13 protein-coding genes are annotated in these 13,993 nt (G+C 70.4%); 7 read left to right on the plus strand and 6 right to left on the minus strand.

What is annotated here, in order from left to right; genetic code table 11:
• The first annotated feature begins 86 nt into the window (after positions 1-86).
• On the plus strand, positions 87-1,031 hold the full coding sequence (locus ACSG06_RS14750; protein ID WP_440991039.1) for a cell division protein CdpA domain-containing protein: 945 nt from the start codon (positions 87-89) through the stop codon (positions 1,029-1,031).
• On the opposite strand, the gene ACSG06_RS14755 is transcribed toward ACSG06_RS14750, so the two are convergent.
• Genes ACSG06_RS14755 through ACSG06_RS14765 form a run of 3 tightly spaced genes read right to left on the minus strand, consistent with a single transcriptional unit; the run spans position 1,028 to position 3,686 of the window.
• The gene (locus ACSG06_RS14755; RefSeq protein WP_440991040.1) at positions 1,028-1,507 is read right to left on the minus strand and encodes a Mut7-C RNAse domain-containing protein; all 480 of its coding nucleotides are present in this window, start codon (positions 1,505-1,507) and stop codon (positions 1,028-1,030) included. The two genes, ACSG06_RS14750 and ACSG06_RS14755, sit on opposite strands and share 4 nt — an antisense overlap.
• Positions 1,507-3,246 (minus strand): DNA polymerase/3'-5' exonuclease PolX, encoded by a 1,740-nt coding sequence (polX, locus tag ACSG06_RS14760; protein ID WP_440991041.1) that lies wholly within the window; start codon positions 3,244-3,246, stop codon positions 1,507-1,509. The genes ACSG06_RS14755 and polX overlap by 1 nt, the downstream gene beginning before the upstream one ends.
• A 2-nt stretch (positions 3,247-3,248) precedes the next feature.
• Positions 3,249-3,686, minus strand: coding sequence for a DUF5788 family protein (locus tag ACSG06_RS14765; RefSeq protein WP_440991042.1), 438 nt, complete (start codon positions 3,684-3,686; stop codon positions 3,249-3,251).
• 576 nt (positions 3,687-4,262) lie between these two features.
• Here ACSG06_RS14765 and ACSG06_RS14770 point away from each other — a divergent pair.
• The 5 genes from ACSG06_RS14770 (at position 4,263) to ACSG06_RS14790 (ending at position 8,807) form a co-directional block, all read left to right on the plus strand.
• A complete protein-coding gene (locus ACSG06_RS14770) occupies positions 4,263-4,640 on the plus strand; it encodes a DUF7853 family protein (RefSeq protein ID WP_440991043.1) in 378 nt (125 codons plus the stop codon).
• 201 nt (positions 4,641-4,841) lie between these two features.
• Positions 4,842-5,759: a rhomboid family intramembrane serine protease gene (locus tag ACSG06_RS14775; protein ID WP_440991044.1), complete on the plus strand. Its 918-nt coding sequence runs from the start codon at positions 4,842-4,844 to the stop codon at positions 5,757-5,759.
• A gap of 1 nt (position 5,760) precedes the next feature.
• Positions 5,761-6,501 carry an endonuclease V gene (locus tag ACSG06_RS14780; protein ID WP_440991045.1) on the plus strand — a complete coding sequence of 247 codons (741 nt, stop codon included), beginning with the start codon at positions 5,761-5,763 and terminating at the stop codon, positions 6,499-6,501.
• 25 nt (positions 6,502-6,526) lie between these two features.
• Positions 6,527-7,432, plus strand: coding sequence for an SDR family oxidoreductase (locus ACSG06_RS14785; RefSeq protein WP_440991046.1), 906 nt, complete (start codon positions 6,527-6,529; stop codon positions 7,430-7,432).
• 25 nt (positions 7,433-7,457) lie between these two features.
• Positions 7,458-8,807, plus strand: coding sequence for a glycerate kinase type-2 family protein (locus ACSG06_RS14790; protein ID WP_440991047.1), 1,350 nt, complete (start codon positions 7,458-7,460; stop codon positions 8,805-8,807).
• Between the two features lie 8 nt (positions 8,808-8,815).
• Here the strand turns inward: ACSG06_RS14790 and ACSG06_RS14795 are convergent, their stop codons facing one another.
• Positions 8,816-9,856 carry a halocyanin domain-containing protein gene (locus ACSG06_RS14795; RefSeq protein ID WP_440991048.1) on the minus strand — a complete coding sequence of 347 codons (1,041 nt, stop codon included), beginning with the start codon at positions 9,854-9,856 and terminating at the stop codon, positions 8,816-8,818.
• Between the two features lie 107 nt (positions 9,857-9,963).
• Between ACSG06_RS14795 and nirK the strand changes: the two genes are divergently transcribed.
• On the plus strand, positions 9,964-11,049 hold the full coding sequence (nirK, locus tag ACSG06_RS14800; protein WP_440991049.1) for a copper-containing nitrite reductase: 1,086 nt from the start codon (positions 9,964-9,966) through the stop codon (positions 11,047-11,049).
• A 41-nt stretch (positions 11,050-11,090) separates the two neighbouring features.
• Here nirK and ACSG06_RS14805 read toward each other — a convergent pair whose 3' ends face one another.
• Together ACSG06_RS14805 and ACSG06_RS14810 are read right to left on the minus strand one after the other, a co-directional pair.
• Positions 11,091-12,323, minus strand: coding sequence for an ArsA family ATPase (locus tag ACSG06_RS14805; protein WP_440991050.1), 1,233 nt, complete (start codon positions 12,321-12,323; stop codon positions 11,091-11,093).
• A 411-nt stretch (positions 12,324-12,734) separates the two neighbouring features.
• On the minus strand, positions 12,735-13,835 hold the full coding sequence (locus ACSG06_RS14810) for a pyridoxal phosphate-dependent aminotransferase (RefSeq protein ID WP_440991051.1): 1,101 nt from the start codon (positions 13,833-13,835) through the stop codon (positions 12,735-12,737).
• Between the last annotated feature and the right edge of the window lie 158 nt (positions 13,836-13,993).

A 13,993-nucleotide genomic window follows, 5' to 3' on the forward strand; every position in this document is an offset into this window, starting at 1 on the left:
GCTTTGCAACCGCGTCGATTCAACCTTTCGCTTCCGTGCCCGATGTCTGACGTACTGTTTTGTGGTACGAGTACCAACAGGTGTGCATGACCAGTCTCGCGGACGTCTACGAGGACAACGTCGGAGAGGTGGACGACCTCCGACGGTTCTATCTGGGGGTGGCACTGTTCGCGGCCGGTGCGCTGCTCACGGTGGTGGGCATCCTCGTCGGAGGGACCGACCTCCTCGGCGCGGTGGGCGTCGGCGTGTACGACGCCCGGAAGGTCGCCGGGGTACTGGGTGGGCTCGGAGTGCCGGCGGTGCTCGTCGGCGTGTTCACCGTCCTCCCTGCGAGCAAGCGCATCCGGGCCGCCGCCGCCATCGGGGCCAGCCTCTGCGTGCTCGGTGTCGCACTGTTCTGGTACGCCTACCCGACGTACTGGGTGACGGGCCCGCAGGAACGGACCGGGCTCACCCTGCTCGTCGCGGCGGTGTACTCCTTCGGCGTGTTCGCCTCCATCGGCTGCCTGTTCAGCGCGGTCGTCACGTTCAAGACGCGCAACGACCCCGGCGGCACCGTCACGATGCAGGTGACCCGCGAGGGCGAGACCCGGTTCGTCGAGATGCCGGTCGAACAGGCCGAGCAGGCCGCCGCCACCAGTGGCGTCGGGATGTTCGGCGCGGACCCCGACGGGTCGGTCGAGACGCAGACGAACCAGCCGGCACCGGGCTCAGGGCCCGCCGCTCGCACGTCCACGTCGCGGTCGGCCCGGGGCGGCCCGTCGGCGGGTCGGAGCGGTCCGGGAACGCCGACGAGCGACGGCGGCGCGACGACGCAGAACATCCGGTCGCCGATGGACGACTACGACGACGGCGAGGTGCTCCAGTCCGAGCCCAGCGCACGCGAGAAGAGCCTCGCGGACCGCTACTGCGGCAACTGCCAGCACTTCCAGTACGTCCGGACGAACCACGGGATGCAGCCCTACTGCGGCGCACACGGCGAGGTCATGGAGGACATGGAGGCGTGCAGCGAGTGGGAGCCGAACAACTAGCCGTCCGGAGCCGTCTCTTCTGACGTGTCTCGTACGTCCGCGAGCGTCGCGACCATCCGGTCCCAGTGGCTCCCCTTCCAGAACCGCTGGTCGCAGTTCCGACAGCGCCAGACGGGCTCGGCGTCGTCGGGGACGTAGTCGGGTCGGGTGTCCGAATCGGCGGCGGCATCACGGACGAGCCGACCGTTGCACCGCCCGCAGTGGACCGGCTGGTCGGCGGGCGTGAGGTCGACGCCGGCAGCGGCGAGTTCGCGGAGCTGCGGCTCGGTGTCGCGGTTCCGGAGCAGGACCGCGTGCTCGGCCCGCGCGGCCAGATGCTCGTCGCGCGTGACCAGCGTCCGGCCCTCGTCGGCCACGAGTCCGAGCACCGACTCGTCGGCCTCGGCGTCCCGGTCGAGCGCGTAGACGGTGTCGTGGCCGCAGAGCCGCAGGTACGTCGCGAGGTTGCCGAGCATCGCGTCGAGGAGGTACCGCATCAGTGCAGGAACTCGCGGACGGCGTCGGCGTCGCGCGTGTTCAGCACGTCGGCGGCCTCGGCCCAGCCCCGCCGGGCGGTGTGGACGCCGAAGCGGACGTTCCCGAACGACGGCGTCCGGTGGGCGTCGGTGTCGATGGCGATGGTCGCGCCCGCGTCGACGGCGACCTTGACGGGACCGCCGGAGAGATCGAGCCGGTGCGGGTCGCTGTTGATCTCCAGGGCGACGCCCTCGCGTGCGGCGGCCTCGGCGAGCGCCTCGGCGTCGACCTCCAGACCGGGCCGCTGGTTCAGCAGTCGCCCGGTCGGGTGGCCGAGGATGTCGACCGAGGGGTGCTCCATCGCGCGGACGAGCCGGTCGGTGCCGTCGCCGTCGAGCGAGGCGTGGGGCGACGCGACGACGACGTCGAGTTCGGCGAGCACGTCGTCGTCCACAGAGAGCTCGCCGTCGGCGGTGATGTTCGCCTCGACGCCGCTGAACACGGTGATGTCGTAGTCGTCGGCGAGGTCTCGGATCTCGTCGGCCTGTTCGAGCAGCTCCTCGTCGGGGACGCCGACGCCGCCGACGACGCCCGGACCGGTCGCGTGGTCCGTGACGGCGATGTAGTCGTGGCCGAAGGCGGCCGCGCCGTCGAGCATCGACTCGACGGACTCCGCACCGTCGGACCGGTCGGTGTGGGTGTGCAGGTCGCCGCGCACGTCGTCCTGGGTCAGCAGGTCCGGCAGGTCGTCGTCGGCTGCGGCGGCGATCTCGCCGCGGTCCTCGCGCATCTCCGGCGGTATCAGCGGGAGGTCGAGCGCCTCGTACATCGACGCCTCCGTGTCGCCGGCGACGCGCTCGCCGACCCGTTGGCCCGCGTCGGGGTCCGCGACGTCGGAGACGTCGAACGCGCCGTACTCATTGAGCTTCAGGCCGCGGTCGATGGCGTAGTTCCGTAGAGCGACGTTGTGGGCCTTGCTCCCGGTGAAGTACTGGAGCGCCGACCCGAACTCCTCGGTGACGACGACGCGGAGGTCGACGCGCATCCCGTCGCTGCGCACGCTCGCCTTCTCGGTGCCGGCCTCGATGACGTCGTCCGTCGCCTCCCAGTCCCGCAGCGCGTCGATGGCGGCCGCGCCGTCGTCGGTGCCGACGAGCACGTCGATGTCGCCGATGGTCGCACGCCAGCGCCGGAGCGACCCCGCCACCTCGACGTGCTCGACCGGCGAGGCGTCGGAGAGGTAGTCGACGAGTTCGTCCGCGAGCGGGCGGGCGTCGCCGAGCAGCGTGCGCTCGCCGGCGGACTTCGCGAACTCGATGTTCTCGAGGATGTTCTGCTCGGTCTTCGGCCCGAAGCCGTGGAGCTCCCGTATCTTCTCCGCGCGGGCGGCGGCCTCCAGGTCCTCCAGGTCGGTCACGCCGAGCTCGTCGTACAGCGTGCCGACGGTCTTCGGGCCGACACCCTCCACGCGGAGCAGCGCGTCGAGCGCGACCGGGTAGCGCTCGCGGAGTTCCTCCAGCTCCTCGATACTCCCCGTCTCGGCGTACTCCACTACCTTCGTCGAGATGGCGTCGCCGACGTGGTCCAGTTCGTCGACGGCGTCGGCTCCCTCCGCGACGAGGTCGTCGAAGGAGCCCTGGTAGTCGCGGATGCTCTCGGCCGCGCGCCGGTACGCGTTCGGCTTGTACTCCACGTCGTCGGCCTCGAGCAGGTTCGCCATCTCCTCCAGTCGGGCCGCGACGTCTGTCTGTAGACTCATGGTCAGATCCGTGGGCCGCCGCCCTCGTGGCCGAGGGCCTTCTTCAGGAAGTTCATCCAGCGCTTCTTGTCCGCGGCGTCCTGCGCGTCGGCCTCGGCCTCGATGTCCGTCGGGCCGAGGCTCTCCAGTGCGTTCAGCGCGCGGTCGAGCCCGACGATGGCCTCGACGAGCTCCTCGCCCTCCGCCCAGCTCATGTCGGCCCAGTCGTTCTCGATGCGCTGCTTGCGCTGGAGCCGCTCGCGCCGCAGGTTCTTCTTCGCCTGCTGCACGCGCTCGCGCTCGCCCGACGGGATGGTGTCCCGGCGCTTGATCTCGAAGACGAACGACTGCAGGTCGATGGTCTCGCCCTGCACGTCGATGCGCTCGGGGATCGACGCGCCCACCGTCGAGCCCTCGCGCTCGACCCGCGCGAGCAGTTGCTTCCGTTCGTACGCTTTCACACTCCCGTGTCGGGCCCGTGGCACCAAAAACTCCCACGCTGACGGGCTTCGAGCATCGGCACGCAGGTCAGATCGGGGAGCGAGGTTTACTTCCAGTGTAAACCTTTCACCACCGGCGCGCGCTGGCGAGACTGTGCGAGCGCAGCGAGCACGTCGAGCCTCCAGCGCGCGAGGGACGAGAAGCGCAGCGGGAGGGAGACGCGACCGCCAGGGAGCGTCTCCACGCGGAACGGCGAGCGCCAGCGAGCCGTGGAGCAGCGAGCATCGCAGGAGGCTGGGGAGGGGTGAGGTGCGGTGCGGTCGGGTGGGACTGAAAGGGGCGGCGGGCTACGCGAACCCCGACGCAGCAAGCACCGCAGGAACGAGGAGCGCAGCAAGTCGCGGGAGCGTATCCCGCCGGGGCTTTCTGGCTGTTCGTGGTCCAGGCAACTCCCACGAAGAAGACACTGAAACCTGTTCTAGCAGACGAGTTCGACACACGAATCGAGACTCGAAACGACACCCGAACTCGTTGACACCTTCATGTGGGTACGGGGACATCCAGAATGTAGGGGATACGAACTCCCCAGTCACGCCATGTCGACCACGAACCGAACCCGCACCCAGACGAACCCGACCCGCCTCGACCTCTCACGGGCCGAGGAGTGGGTCGTCCACCACGTCGCGCTGGCCGCGCTGACGGACGACAGCGAGTCGCCCCACGCGCCCCAGCCGTGGTGGGCACTCGAGACCGCGAAGAAACTCGAAGCTGGCGTGCGTTCGTTCACACAGTTCGAGGGCTGGCGTCTGCGGGCCGAACTGCTCGCGTACGCCGCGAACCCGGCCACCCCGGTCGAGGACGCGGCGCGCGCACGGACGGTTGGCGACCGTCTCGAACGCATGTTCGCCCCGGCACCGCCCGCCATCGAGAACGACATGGCGGTCGATCAGGCACTTCGACCGGATCGAGACTGATCCAATCCCGGAACGGTTCCAGAGACCGTTCGTCGGCCGGCGACGTCCACAGCATCGCCGGCTACGATTCACCCCTTCCTGACGCACCATCGACCGAGAGCGACGGCTGGTGCGGGCTGACCGATACCCCACCAGTGGCCACACTGGCGGCGTGCGTCGGAATCCCAACCCCTTTGCCGTCCGTGTTCGTACGGGCGACCAATGGCCAACTGCGACGAGTGCGGCGACGAGACGAACATGCCGTACACCTGCAACCGGTGTGGCGGGAAGTTCTGTGGCACCCACCGGCTGCCCGAGAACCACGACTGTCCCGGGTTGCAGTGGGACGACCCGCAGGGCGTCTGGGCCGAGGAGACGACGGACACGTCGAGCGGCAGCGACGGCGGCGTGCTGAGCGGCATCACCGCCGACCCGTTCCGCCGCGGTGGCCCGCTCGCGTACTTCCGGGGGAACATGACGTACGTGTTCCTCGGACTGATGTGGGTGACGTTGGCGCTACAGTACGTTATCTTGCCGAGCGTCCTAGGTATCGACCGGGGCACCACGCTTTGGTACGACATCTTCACGCTCCAGAGCGAGCACCCGGAGTACGTCTGGGCATGGTTCACCTCCATCTTCTCCCACGCGCCGGACCTCTACCACATCGCCGGCAACAGCATCGTGATATTCTTCTTCGGCCGACTGGTCGAGGAGTACGTCGGGAGCCGCGACTACATCTTCCTGTTCCTCGGCAGCGGTATCCTCGCGGGCCTCGGACAGATCGGCCTCGCCATCGCGACGGGCACGCCGACGGCGCTGTACGGGGCCTCCGGGGCCGCGCTCGCGCTGATGGGCGTGCTGACGGTCATCCGGCCGAACCTCACCGTGCTCATCTACTTCATCATCCCGACGCCCATCTGGGTGCTCACCGCGCTGTACGCGCTCATCAGCGTCACCGGCATCATCGGCGCGGGCATCGCCCTGCCGGGACAGGCGAACGTCGCCCACGCGGCCCACCTGTTCGGCCTCGTGCTCGGCCTGCTGTACGGCCAGTACGTGAAGGACAAGGTGAGCCTCCCCCGGGAGACGAGTCTCGGCGGCGGCCGTCGCGGCGGCGGTGGCGGCAGAGGCCCGTTCTGAGATGCGGACCGAGTTCGTCCCGGACCCCGGGGCCTCCCGCGCGGAGATGGAGGCCCAGCAGCGCGACATCGCCGCGGCCGCGGTTTTCGAGGACGACTTCGACTTCGACAGCGACGCCGTCGGCAGCGATACCGGGCCGCTCGTCGCGGGCGTCGACCAGGCGTTCCTCGACGACCGCGCGGTGAGCGCCATCGTCGTCACCCGCGGCGGGAGCGTCGTCGAGCGCGCCCACGCCGTCTCGCCGCTCTCCATCCCGTACATCCCGGGGCTGCTCTCGTTCCGCGAGGGCAACCCCATCCTCGCCGCGTTCGAGGAGCTGGAGACGGAGCCCGACTGCGTGCTGTTCGACGGGAGCGGGCGCATCCACTTCCGGCAGGCCGGGCTCGCGACCCACATCGGCGTCGTGCTCGACGTCCCGAGCGTCGGCGTCGCGAAGAACCTGCTCTGCGGGACGCCGGAACGGTCGACCGACGGCCTCCGGGCCGGCGAGCGCGTCGGCATCGACGCCGACGGGGACGTCGACGCGCCCGCCGGCACGCGGATCGGCTACGCCGTGCAGACGAAGCAGTACGACTCCCCGAACCGTCACGTCAACCCGCTGTACGTCAGTCCCGGCCACCGCGTGAGCGCCGAGACGGCGGCGGACTGGACGCTCGCAACCGCGGCGGGCTACAAGCTCCCCGAGCCGACCCGGCTGGCCGACGCGCACGCCGCCGACGTGAAACGAACCATCGACACTTAGGTACCTCCCGGGTGAACGCCGGACCATGACAGGAGACGAGGCCGCCGACTCGCCCGAGGGGGCGAGCGCGACGGCGGACGAGGAGGCGTCGTCGGGACCGGAACCGACGCTGGAGACCGTGCTCATCACCGGCTGTTCCTCCGGTATCGGCCGTGCGACCGCGAAGGCGTTCCGCTCCGAGGGCTGGCTGGTGTACGCGACGGCCCGCGACGAGGACGACCTCGCCGACCTCGCCGACATCGGCTGCAAGACCGCCGAGCTCGACGTGACCGACCGCGGGCAGGTCGAACGCGTCGTCGACCGCATCGTCGACGAGGCCGGCCACATCGACTGCGTGGTGAACAACGCCGGCTACGCGCAGCTGGGCCCCATCGAGGACGTGCCGACGAAGAAGGTCCACGAGCAGTTCGACGTGAACGTCTACGGCCCCCACCGGCTCGTCCGTGCCGCCGCGCCGCACATGCGCGAGGCCGAGGACGGCACGTTCGTCAACGTCTCCAGCGTCTCCGGCAAACTCTCGGTCGCCGGTACCGGCGTCTACTCGGCCTCGAAGTTCGCGGTCGAGGCGATGAGCGACGCGCTCCGGAGCGAGCTGCGGGAGTTCGACGTCGAGGTCGTCGTGGTCGAGCCCGGCCCGGTGGCGACCGAGTTCGGCGACCGCGCCGACAGCGAGGTCGACGACCTGCCGCGGTCGGAGGCGTACGACGACCTCTACGAGATCTTCGAGGACGCGAGCCTCGTCGCGGGCGACGGCCCGCTCTCGGTCTCGCCCACCGAGGTCGCCGCGGTCATCCTCAACGCGGCCAGCAGCACCGACCCCGCGACCCGATATCCCGTCGGCGTCGTCGCGAAGTACGGCCTGCTCGCGCGCTACCTGCCGGACCGGATCCGGGACGTCGTCGTCGGACTCGTCCGGCGCTTCGCCACGTAGGACCGTGCGAGACGGGGGGAGAACCGTGTCCATCGAGAACCACGACGAACTGGCGACGACGCCCGCCCGCGAGACCGCGCTCTCCTGTGTCGCGGCGGGCATCGAGGCTGCGCTCCCTGAACGCGTCGTCGCGGACCACGTGCGCGTCGTGGACGGGACGCTGGTAGTCTCCCCGGCTGCGGGCGGTGACGCCACCGACGACCTCGACTCCTTCTCGACCGTGCGCCTCGTCGGGGCGGGCAAAGGTGCGGGTCGGCTGGCGGCGGCGCTGGTCGATGTGCTCGACGGCCGCGTCGACGGCGGTGTCGTCGTCGCGGACGAACCGGCCGACGCGGGGCCGGTCGACGTCTGCGTCGGCGACCATCCCGTCCCCACCGACCGGAACGTCGACGCGGCCCGTCGAATCCGGGACTGCGTCGCCGACGCACCCGCGGACGCGCTGGTGCTCGTCGCGCTCACCGGCGGCGCGAGCGCGCTGCTGACGTTGCCCGCCGGCGCCCTCACCGTCGACGACCTCGCGGGTGCGACGCGCGACCTGCTCGATTCGGGTGCCTCCATCGACGAGCTCAACGCGGTCCGGAAGCACTGCTCGGCGGTGAAGGGCGGCCGGCTCGCCGGCGCGGGGGCACCGACCCGACTCGTGACCCTCGCCGTCTCCGACGTCGTCGGCGACGACCCCTCCGTCGTCGGGAGCGGGCCGACGGCGCCGGATTCGACGACGTACACCGACGCGCTCGCCGTGCTGGACCGGTACGAGGTCGATGCGCCGGCCGTCCGCGAGCACCTCCAGCGTGGCGTCGACGGGACGGAGCCGGAGACACCCCGCGCCGACGACCCGGCGTTCGACCGCGCCGACTACCACGTGCTGGCGAACGCGGAGACGGCGCTCTCGGCGGCCGCAACCGAGGCCCGCGAGCGTGGCTACGAACCGCTCGTCCTGTCGAGCTGCATCGAGGGCGAGGCGTGCGAGGCCGGCCGGTTCCACGCCGCCGTCGCTCGCGAGGCAAGCGCGACCGGTCGGCCCGTCCGACCGCCGGCGGTGCTGCTCTCCGGCGGCGAATGCACCGTCAGCGTCGGTGGCGACGGCATCGGCGGACCGAACCTGGAGTTCGGGCTGGCGGCGGCGCTGGCCCTGCGAGGGACCGACGATGTGGCTGTGGCCGCCGTGGACACCGACGGTCGCGACGGCTCGACCGACGCCGCAGGGGCACTCGTCGACGGGGCGACGGTGACCGACGAAGGGGCGGCGCGGGCCGCCCTCGCGGACAACGATAGCCTCGGCTACCTGGAGGAGCGGAACGCGGTACCGAGAACGGGCGCGACCGGGACGAACGTGAACGACCTGCGGGTGGTCGTCGTGGACAGGGAGCGGTAGCCGGTCGCTCAGCGACGGCGGTCCCGCCGCTCCGCCGGGACGTTCCCGCCCGGTGCGTGGACCACACCGCCTTCGTCCCCCTCGCCGGTCGCGAGCAGGAACGCCATGAGCGCGAGCGGGAAGGCGAGTGCGGTCCCCAGCAGTCCACCGACGAGCAGCGACGTCTCGCTGACGTGGACGACACCGGCCTCGGGCTCGCCGACGACGACGGCCCCGCGCATCGCGTCGCTGGCCCCGCTGGTGCAGGCGTAGGTGCTGATGCCGTCCCCGTCGAACGCGAGCGAGTACGTCGCGCCGGCGACGTCGGTCGGCTCGCTGGCGAACACGCCGTCGCTGTCCTGGACGTCGTGTGCGCCACCCTCGCCGGTCCACTCCCAGACGACGGTCGTGCCCTGATCGACACGGACCGCAGCGGGCTCGAAGGCGTGGTTGCCGCCGTTGCCCGCTGCACCGACCGCGATGGTCACCTCGTCCTGCCCGCGCATGTCGACGGTGCCGGCGTAGTTCTCGACGCCGTCGAACCAGTCGCCGTAGTCCGGCTCGACCTCGACGAGGCCGCCGAGCCCGATGTCGACGGGGACGTCACCGACGACGACCGCGGCCTTCATCCCCATCGCCTCGTGGGGCGTGCAGACGTACGTGCTGACGCCGGCGTCGGCGAACGTGTGCTCGAACGTCTCGCCGCCGGCCGTGAGGAGCTCGCTCTCGTACGCGCCGTCGGTCGCCGCGACGTTGTGCATCCCGCCCTCGCCGGTCCACTCCCAGACGACCGTGGTGCCCGGGTCGACGCGGACCGCCGCCGGGCCGAAGCCGAACGCGCCGCCGTTGCCTGGCGAGCCGACGGCGACCGACACCTCGCTCTCGCCCCGTGCGTCGACGAGCCCGTCGAAGTTGTCGACGTCCTCGAACCACGCCGCGAGCCCGGGCGACTCCTGTGCCCGCGTGGGCGCTGCGGCTGCGCCGGCGAGGGCGGCTCCCGCCGCGAGGGTCCCGACCCCTCGGAGGACGGTCCGGCGGTCGACGTCGGTTTGTGGCTGTGAATTGTCCATGCACGAATAGACGCGTATCTGGTATAAACACCGTTTTAGGTTTCCCAAAACTGGAGAATTGGTCTCGGTATATATGCGAACGTATGTTTTCTGTTAGGCTGTAAACCATGAGTTCCAGCACCTCTCGACGGACGTTCCTGCAGGCGGTCGGTGTCGGTAGCGCGGCGGCGCTCGCGGGCTGTACCATCGGCAGTCAGCACGACGACCTCTCGGTCGTGGAGAACGAGATGGAGAGTCCGGCGTCGCTCTCGCCGGCCGCGTCGGTCGACGTCGACCGCGTCGCGGCCGACCCGCGGGACATCCCGGCACCCATCACGCGGACGGAACCCGCGACGATCGAGGTCGAGATGGAGACGACCGAGGTCACCGCCGAGGTCGAGCCCGGCGTCACGTTCACGTACATGACCTTCGACGGGCAGATTCCGGGCCCGATGGTCCGGGCGCGCGTCGGTGACACCGTCGACCTCACCATCCGCAACAACGAGGAGAACTCGATGGTCCACAACGTCGACTTCCACGCGTGCCGCGGCCCCGGCGGCGGGGCCGAGGCGACGACGGTCGCGCCCGGCGAGGAGGCGCGGCTGCGGTTCCAGGTCACCTACCCCGGCGCGTTCGTCTACCACTGCGCGGTCGCGAACGTCGACTACCACATCTCCGCGGGGATGTTCGGCCTCATCGTCGTCGAACCCGAGGAAGGCCTGCCGGAAGTCGACCACGAGTTCTACCTCGGTCAGCACGAGCTCTACACGACCGGCGCCGCCGGCGAGGAGGGCCACCACGAGTTCGACTTCGCGGCCATGGCCGCCGAGGAGCCGACGTACGTGCTGATGAACGGCGAGAAGTACGCCATCGGCCCGCAGGGCTACGACGAGATGCAGGTGAACACCGGCGAGACCGTCCGGCTGTTCTACGCCGTCGGCGGCCCGAACCTCACGTCGGCGTTCCACCCCATCGGCAGCGTCTGGGACGAGGTCTGGGAGCAGGGTGCCATCGCGAGCCAGCCCGACCGGTTCGTCCAGACGACGCCCGTGCTGCCGGGGTCGTCGTGCATCGCGACGATGTCGTTCCCGGTGCCCGGCCCGGTCAAGCTCGTCGACCACGCCCTGAGCCGCGTAGCCAGAAAGGGCTGCCTCGCGGTCATCGACGTCCAGGGCCCCGAGGACACCACGGTGTTCGACCCGGAGCCGGCGTAGGGCGGCCCTGAACGGCCGGGCGGTTCCCGTCTGGGGCGCCGTCAGTCCAGACAGGCGGCCACGATTCTGAGCATCCGTTCTCCGCGCACCTCGTCGGCGAACAGCGGGACGCGTCGCACGTCGGTCCCGCGGAACAGCTCCTGTGCCTCGGCCAGCGCGGACTGCTGGACGTCCCAGCGGCGCTGGCAGAACTCGCAGTCGGCGAGGTTCGGCTTCACGAACTCGTCGGCGTCGACCGCGTCGGTCACGTCGGCGAGGTCCTCCATCACCCGGTTGACGACGACGGTGCCCACCGGAATCTCGAAGTCGGCGAGCTGTGCGCGCAGCCGGCGCGACTCGAAGACGCTCATCTCCTCGGGCACCATGACGATTCGGAAGTCGGTCTGCGCCGGGTCGCGCAGGACGGCGCGGAGGCGCTCGATTCTATCGGCGAGTTCGTCGAGGTCCGGGGACTGCTGGCTCGCGTCGTCGCCGCCGCCGAACATCCCGCCGAGCCCGCCCATCAGCCCGCCGAGTCGCTCGCGCAGCTTGGCGATGCGGCCGACCATCGTGTCCATGACCTCGGGGAGTTCGAGCAGCCGGAGCGTGTGGCCGGTCGGCGCGGTGTCGACGACGACCCGGTCGAAGCGTGGGTCGTCCAGATATTCGAGGAAGAGCTGCATCGCGGCGGCCTCGTCCGCGCCGGGCATCGCCCCGCCGAACATCGAGCTCATCGGGTCCTCGCCGTCGCCGCCGAGCATGTCGCCGAGGCCGCCCATCGGTCCCTGGCCCATCGCGTCGTCGCCGGCCATCGGCCCTGCGCCACCCGCCTCGTCGCCGAAGGGGCCGTCGGCCGCGTCGTCCCCTCCCGCGCCAGCACCGCCGAACAGCGCCTCGCCCTCCGCCATCGCCTGCTCGGGGTCGATCTCCGCAGCGAACAGCGGGATGTCCTCGCGGATACGGGTCGGCTCGGCCGGGATCTCCGTCTCGAACGTGTCCGACAGCGAGTGCGCCGGGTCCGTGGAGACGACGAGCGTCCGCGTGCCGTCGGTCGCGCTGGCGAGGCCGGTCGCGGCCGCCATCGTCGTCTTGCCGACGCCGCCCTTCCCGCCGTACAGCACGTACTCGGGGGCGTCGACGCCGTCCAGCGCGTCCGTCGTCGCCTCGTCGAGATTCTCTTCCACCGCGTCGACCTCGATGCCGTCGGCCGGGTGGATTGTCTCCTCGGCGTGGTCCCCGCTCGCGTCGTCGGCGTCCTCGACCTCGTCGACCGGGTCGACGCTGATGTCGCTCATGTGCGGGCGTATCGCCCGACGACTTGTGTACTAATCGGTCCCGCTATCAATATTCTCGAGAGTTCGTGTGGTCGGATGTCGTGAAGTACAGTTTGAAATCACCGGTGCCGGGAACAGCCAGAAAGCCCCCTCCCGCTCGGCTCCCGGGACCCGCGCTGCGCTCCTCGTTCCTGCGGTGCTTGCGGGGCCCGGGTTCGCCGAGCGGTCGGCCCCTTTCAGTCCCGCCCACCGCAACCGCACCGCACCTCACACCTCCCCAGCCGATTGCGCTCCTCGCTCCGCTGCGGTGCTCATCCCTCGCACGAGCGTCGGCGAACGGCCTCGCTGCGCTCGGCACGTTCGCCAGCCGCGCGCCAGCCGGTTGATTCTTCAGCATCGCCAGAAACAGAGTTCCGCTACACTACGTACTCCTCACCCGAACCGCTCTGCGAGCCGATCCGCGGCCTCCTCGACCCGGGGCGTCACGAGCGCGAACCGGAACCAGTCGTCGAACGCGTCGCCGAAGGCCTCGCCGGGCATCCCGGCGACACCGGCGTCGTCGATGAGCTGTTTCGTGTTCTCGATGGTGCCGGGGTAGCCGTCGAACCGGGCCATGACGTAGAACGCGCCATCGGGGTCGGTGTACTCCGCGCCGGCCTCGTCGAGTGCGTCGGTGAAGGCGTCGACGCGGTCGGCGAGGAGCTGGCGGTTCGCCTCGTGGTACGCCGGGTCGGTGTGCCGGAGCGCGTGGAGGACGGCGTGCTGGCCCGGGCGCGTGGTGGCGACGTTGACGAGCATGTGGCGGGCCTTCGCGGCCTCGACGTGGTCCTCGGGGAAGACCGCGTAGCCGACGCGGAAGCCGGTGATGGCGAACGTCTTCGAGAACGAGTTCGTGACGATGCGGTTGGGGGAGTCGACCGACAGCGCGCTGGTGAACCGGCCGGAGCGGTCGTAGTGGTCGTACACCTCGTCGCTGACGAGGATGGCGTCGTTCTCCTCGGCGATGGCGACGAGTTCGCGGATGGTCTCCTCGGGGTAGACCGCGCCGGTGGGGTTGTTCGGCGAGTTGACGACGATGCAGGCGGTGTCCTCGCTCGCCGCCGCGCGGACGGCGTCGGGGTCGAGGGTGCCGTCGGGCTCGGTCGGGACGAACCGCTGTTCCCCGCCGAGCATCGACGTCTTGCCGGGGTAGTAGGGATAGACGGGGTCGGTGAGGATGACCTCGTCGCCCGCACCGCGTTCGAGCGCCCGGGCCATCGCGAGGTAGTTCGCCTCGCCGCCGCCGTTCGTGACGACGATCTGCGACTCGTCGACGCCGCGGCGCGCGGCGATCTCCTCGCGCAGGTCGCGCAGCCCCTCCGAGGGCGCGTACTGGAACTCCGACTGGTCGAAGTCGGCGTACTCGCGCAGGCCATCGCGCAGGGATTCGGGTGGCTCCCAGTCCGGGTTCCCGCTGACCATGTCGACCACGTCGCGGTCGGCGTGGACCGCGTAGGACATGATCTCGAAGAAGAGCGGTTTCTCGTACTCCATGGTCCTGGTGTCGACGCCCGGGTGGGTGTTTCTTTCGGGTTCGGGGGGCTCCGGTGTCGGAAGCGGACCCGTCCCGGTCGGTCAGGCTGTGCACGCGCCGGTCGTTGTCGTTCCGCTCAGGTGTCTCGGCTGCGTTCGGGTCGAACACCGTCGCCGTC

Source organism: Haloarchaeobius baliensis (assembly GCF_052060055.1).
Taxonomy (GTDB): Archaea; Halobacteriota; Halobacteria; order Halobacteriales; family Natrialbaceae; genus Haloarchaeobius; species Haloarchaeobius baliensis.

Bases quoted from the DNA above. Each gene is read 5' to 3' on its own strand.
- ACSG06_RS14755 (WP_440991040.1), bottom strand. From the start codon at position 1,507: ATGCGGTACCTCCTCGACGCGATGCTCGGCAACCTCGCGACGTACCTG.
- ACSG06_RS14810 (WP_440991051.1), bottom strand. From the start codon at position 13,835: ATGGAGTACGAGAAACCGCTCTTCTTCGAGATCATGTCCTACGCGGTC.
- ACSG06_RS14750 (WP_440991039.1), top strand. From the start codon at position 87: ATGACCAGTCTCGCGGACGTCTACGAGGACAACGTCGGAGAGGTGGAC.
- ACSG06_RS14770 (WP_440991043.1), top strand. From the start codon at position 4,263: ATGTCGACCACGAACCGAACCCGCACCCAGACGAACCCGACCCGCCTC.
- ACSG06_RS14780 (WP_440991045.1), top strand. From the start codon at position 5,761: ATGCGGACCGAGTTCGTCCCGGACCCCGGGGCCTCCCGCGCGGAGATG.
- polX (WP_440991041.1), bottom strand. From the start codon at position 3,246: ATGAGTCTACAGACAGACGTCGCGGCCCGACTGGAGGAGATGGCGAAC.
- ACSG06_RS14775 (WP_440991044.1), top strand. From the start codon at position 4,842: ATGGCCAACTGCGACGAGTGCGGCGACGAGACGAACATGCCGTACACC.
- ACSG06_RS14805 (WP_440991050.1), bottom strand. From the start codon at position 12,323: ATGAGCGACATCAGCGTCGACCCGGTCGACGAGGTCGAGGACGCCGAC.
- ACSG06_RS14795 (WP_440991048.1), bottom strand. From the start codon at position 9,856: ATGGACAATTCACAGCCACAAACCGACGTCGACCGCCGGACCGTCCTC.
- ACSG06_RS14785 (WP_440991046.1), top strand. From the start codon at position 6,527: ATGACAGGAGACGAGGCCGCCGACTCGCCCGAGGGGGCGAGCGCGACG.
- nirK (WP_440991049.1), top strand. From the start codon at position 9,964: ATGAGTTCCAGCACCTCTCGACGGACGTTCCTGCAGGCGGTCGGTGTC.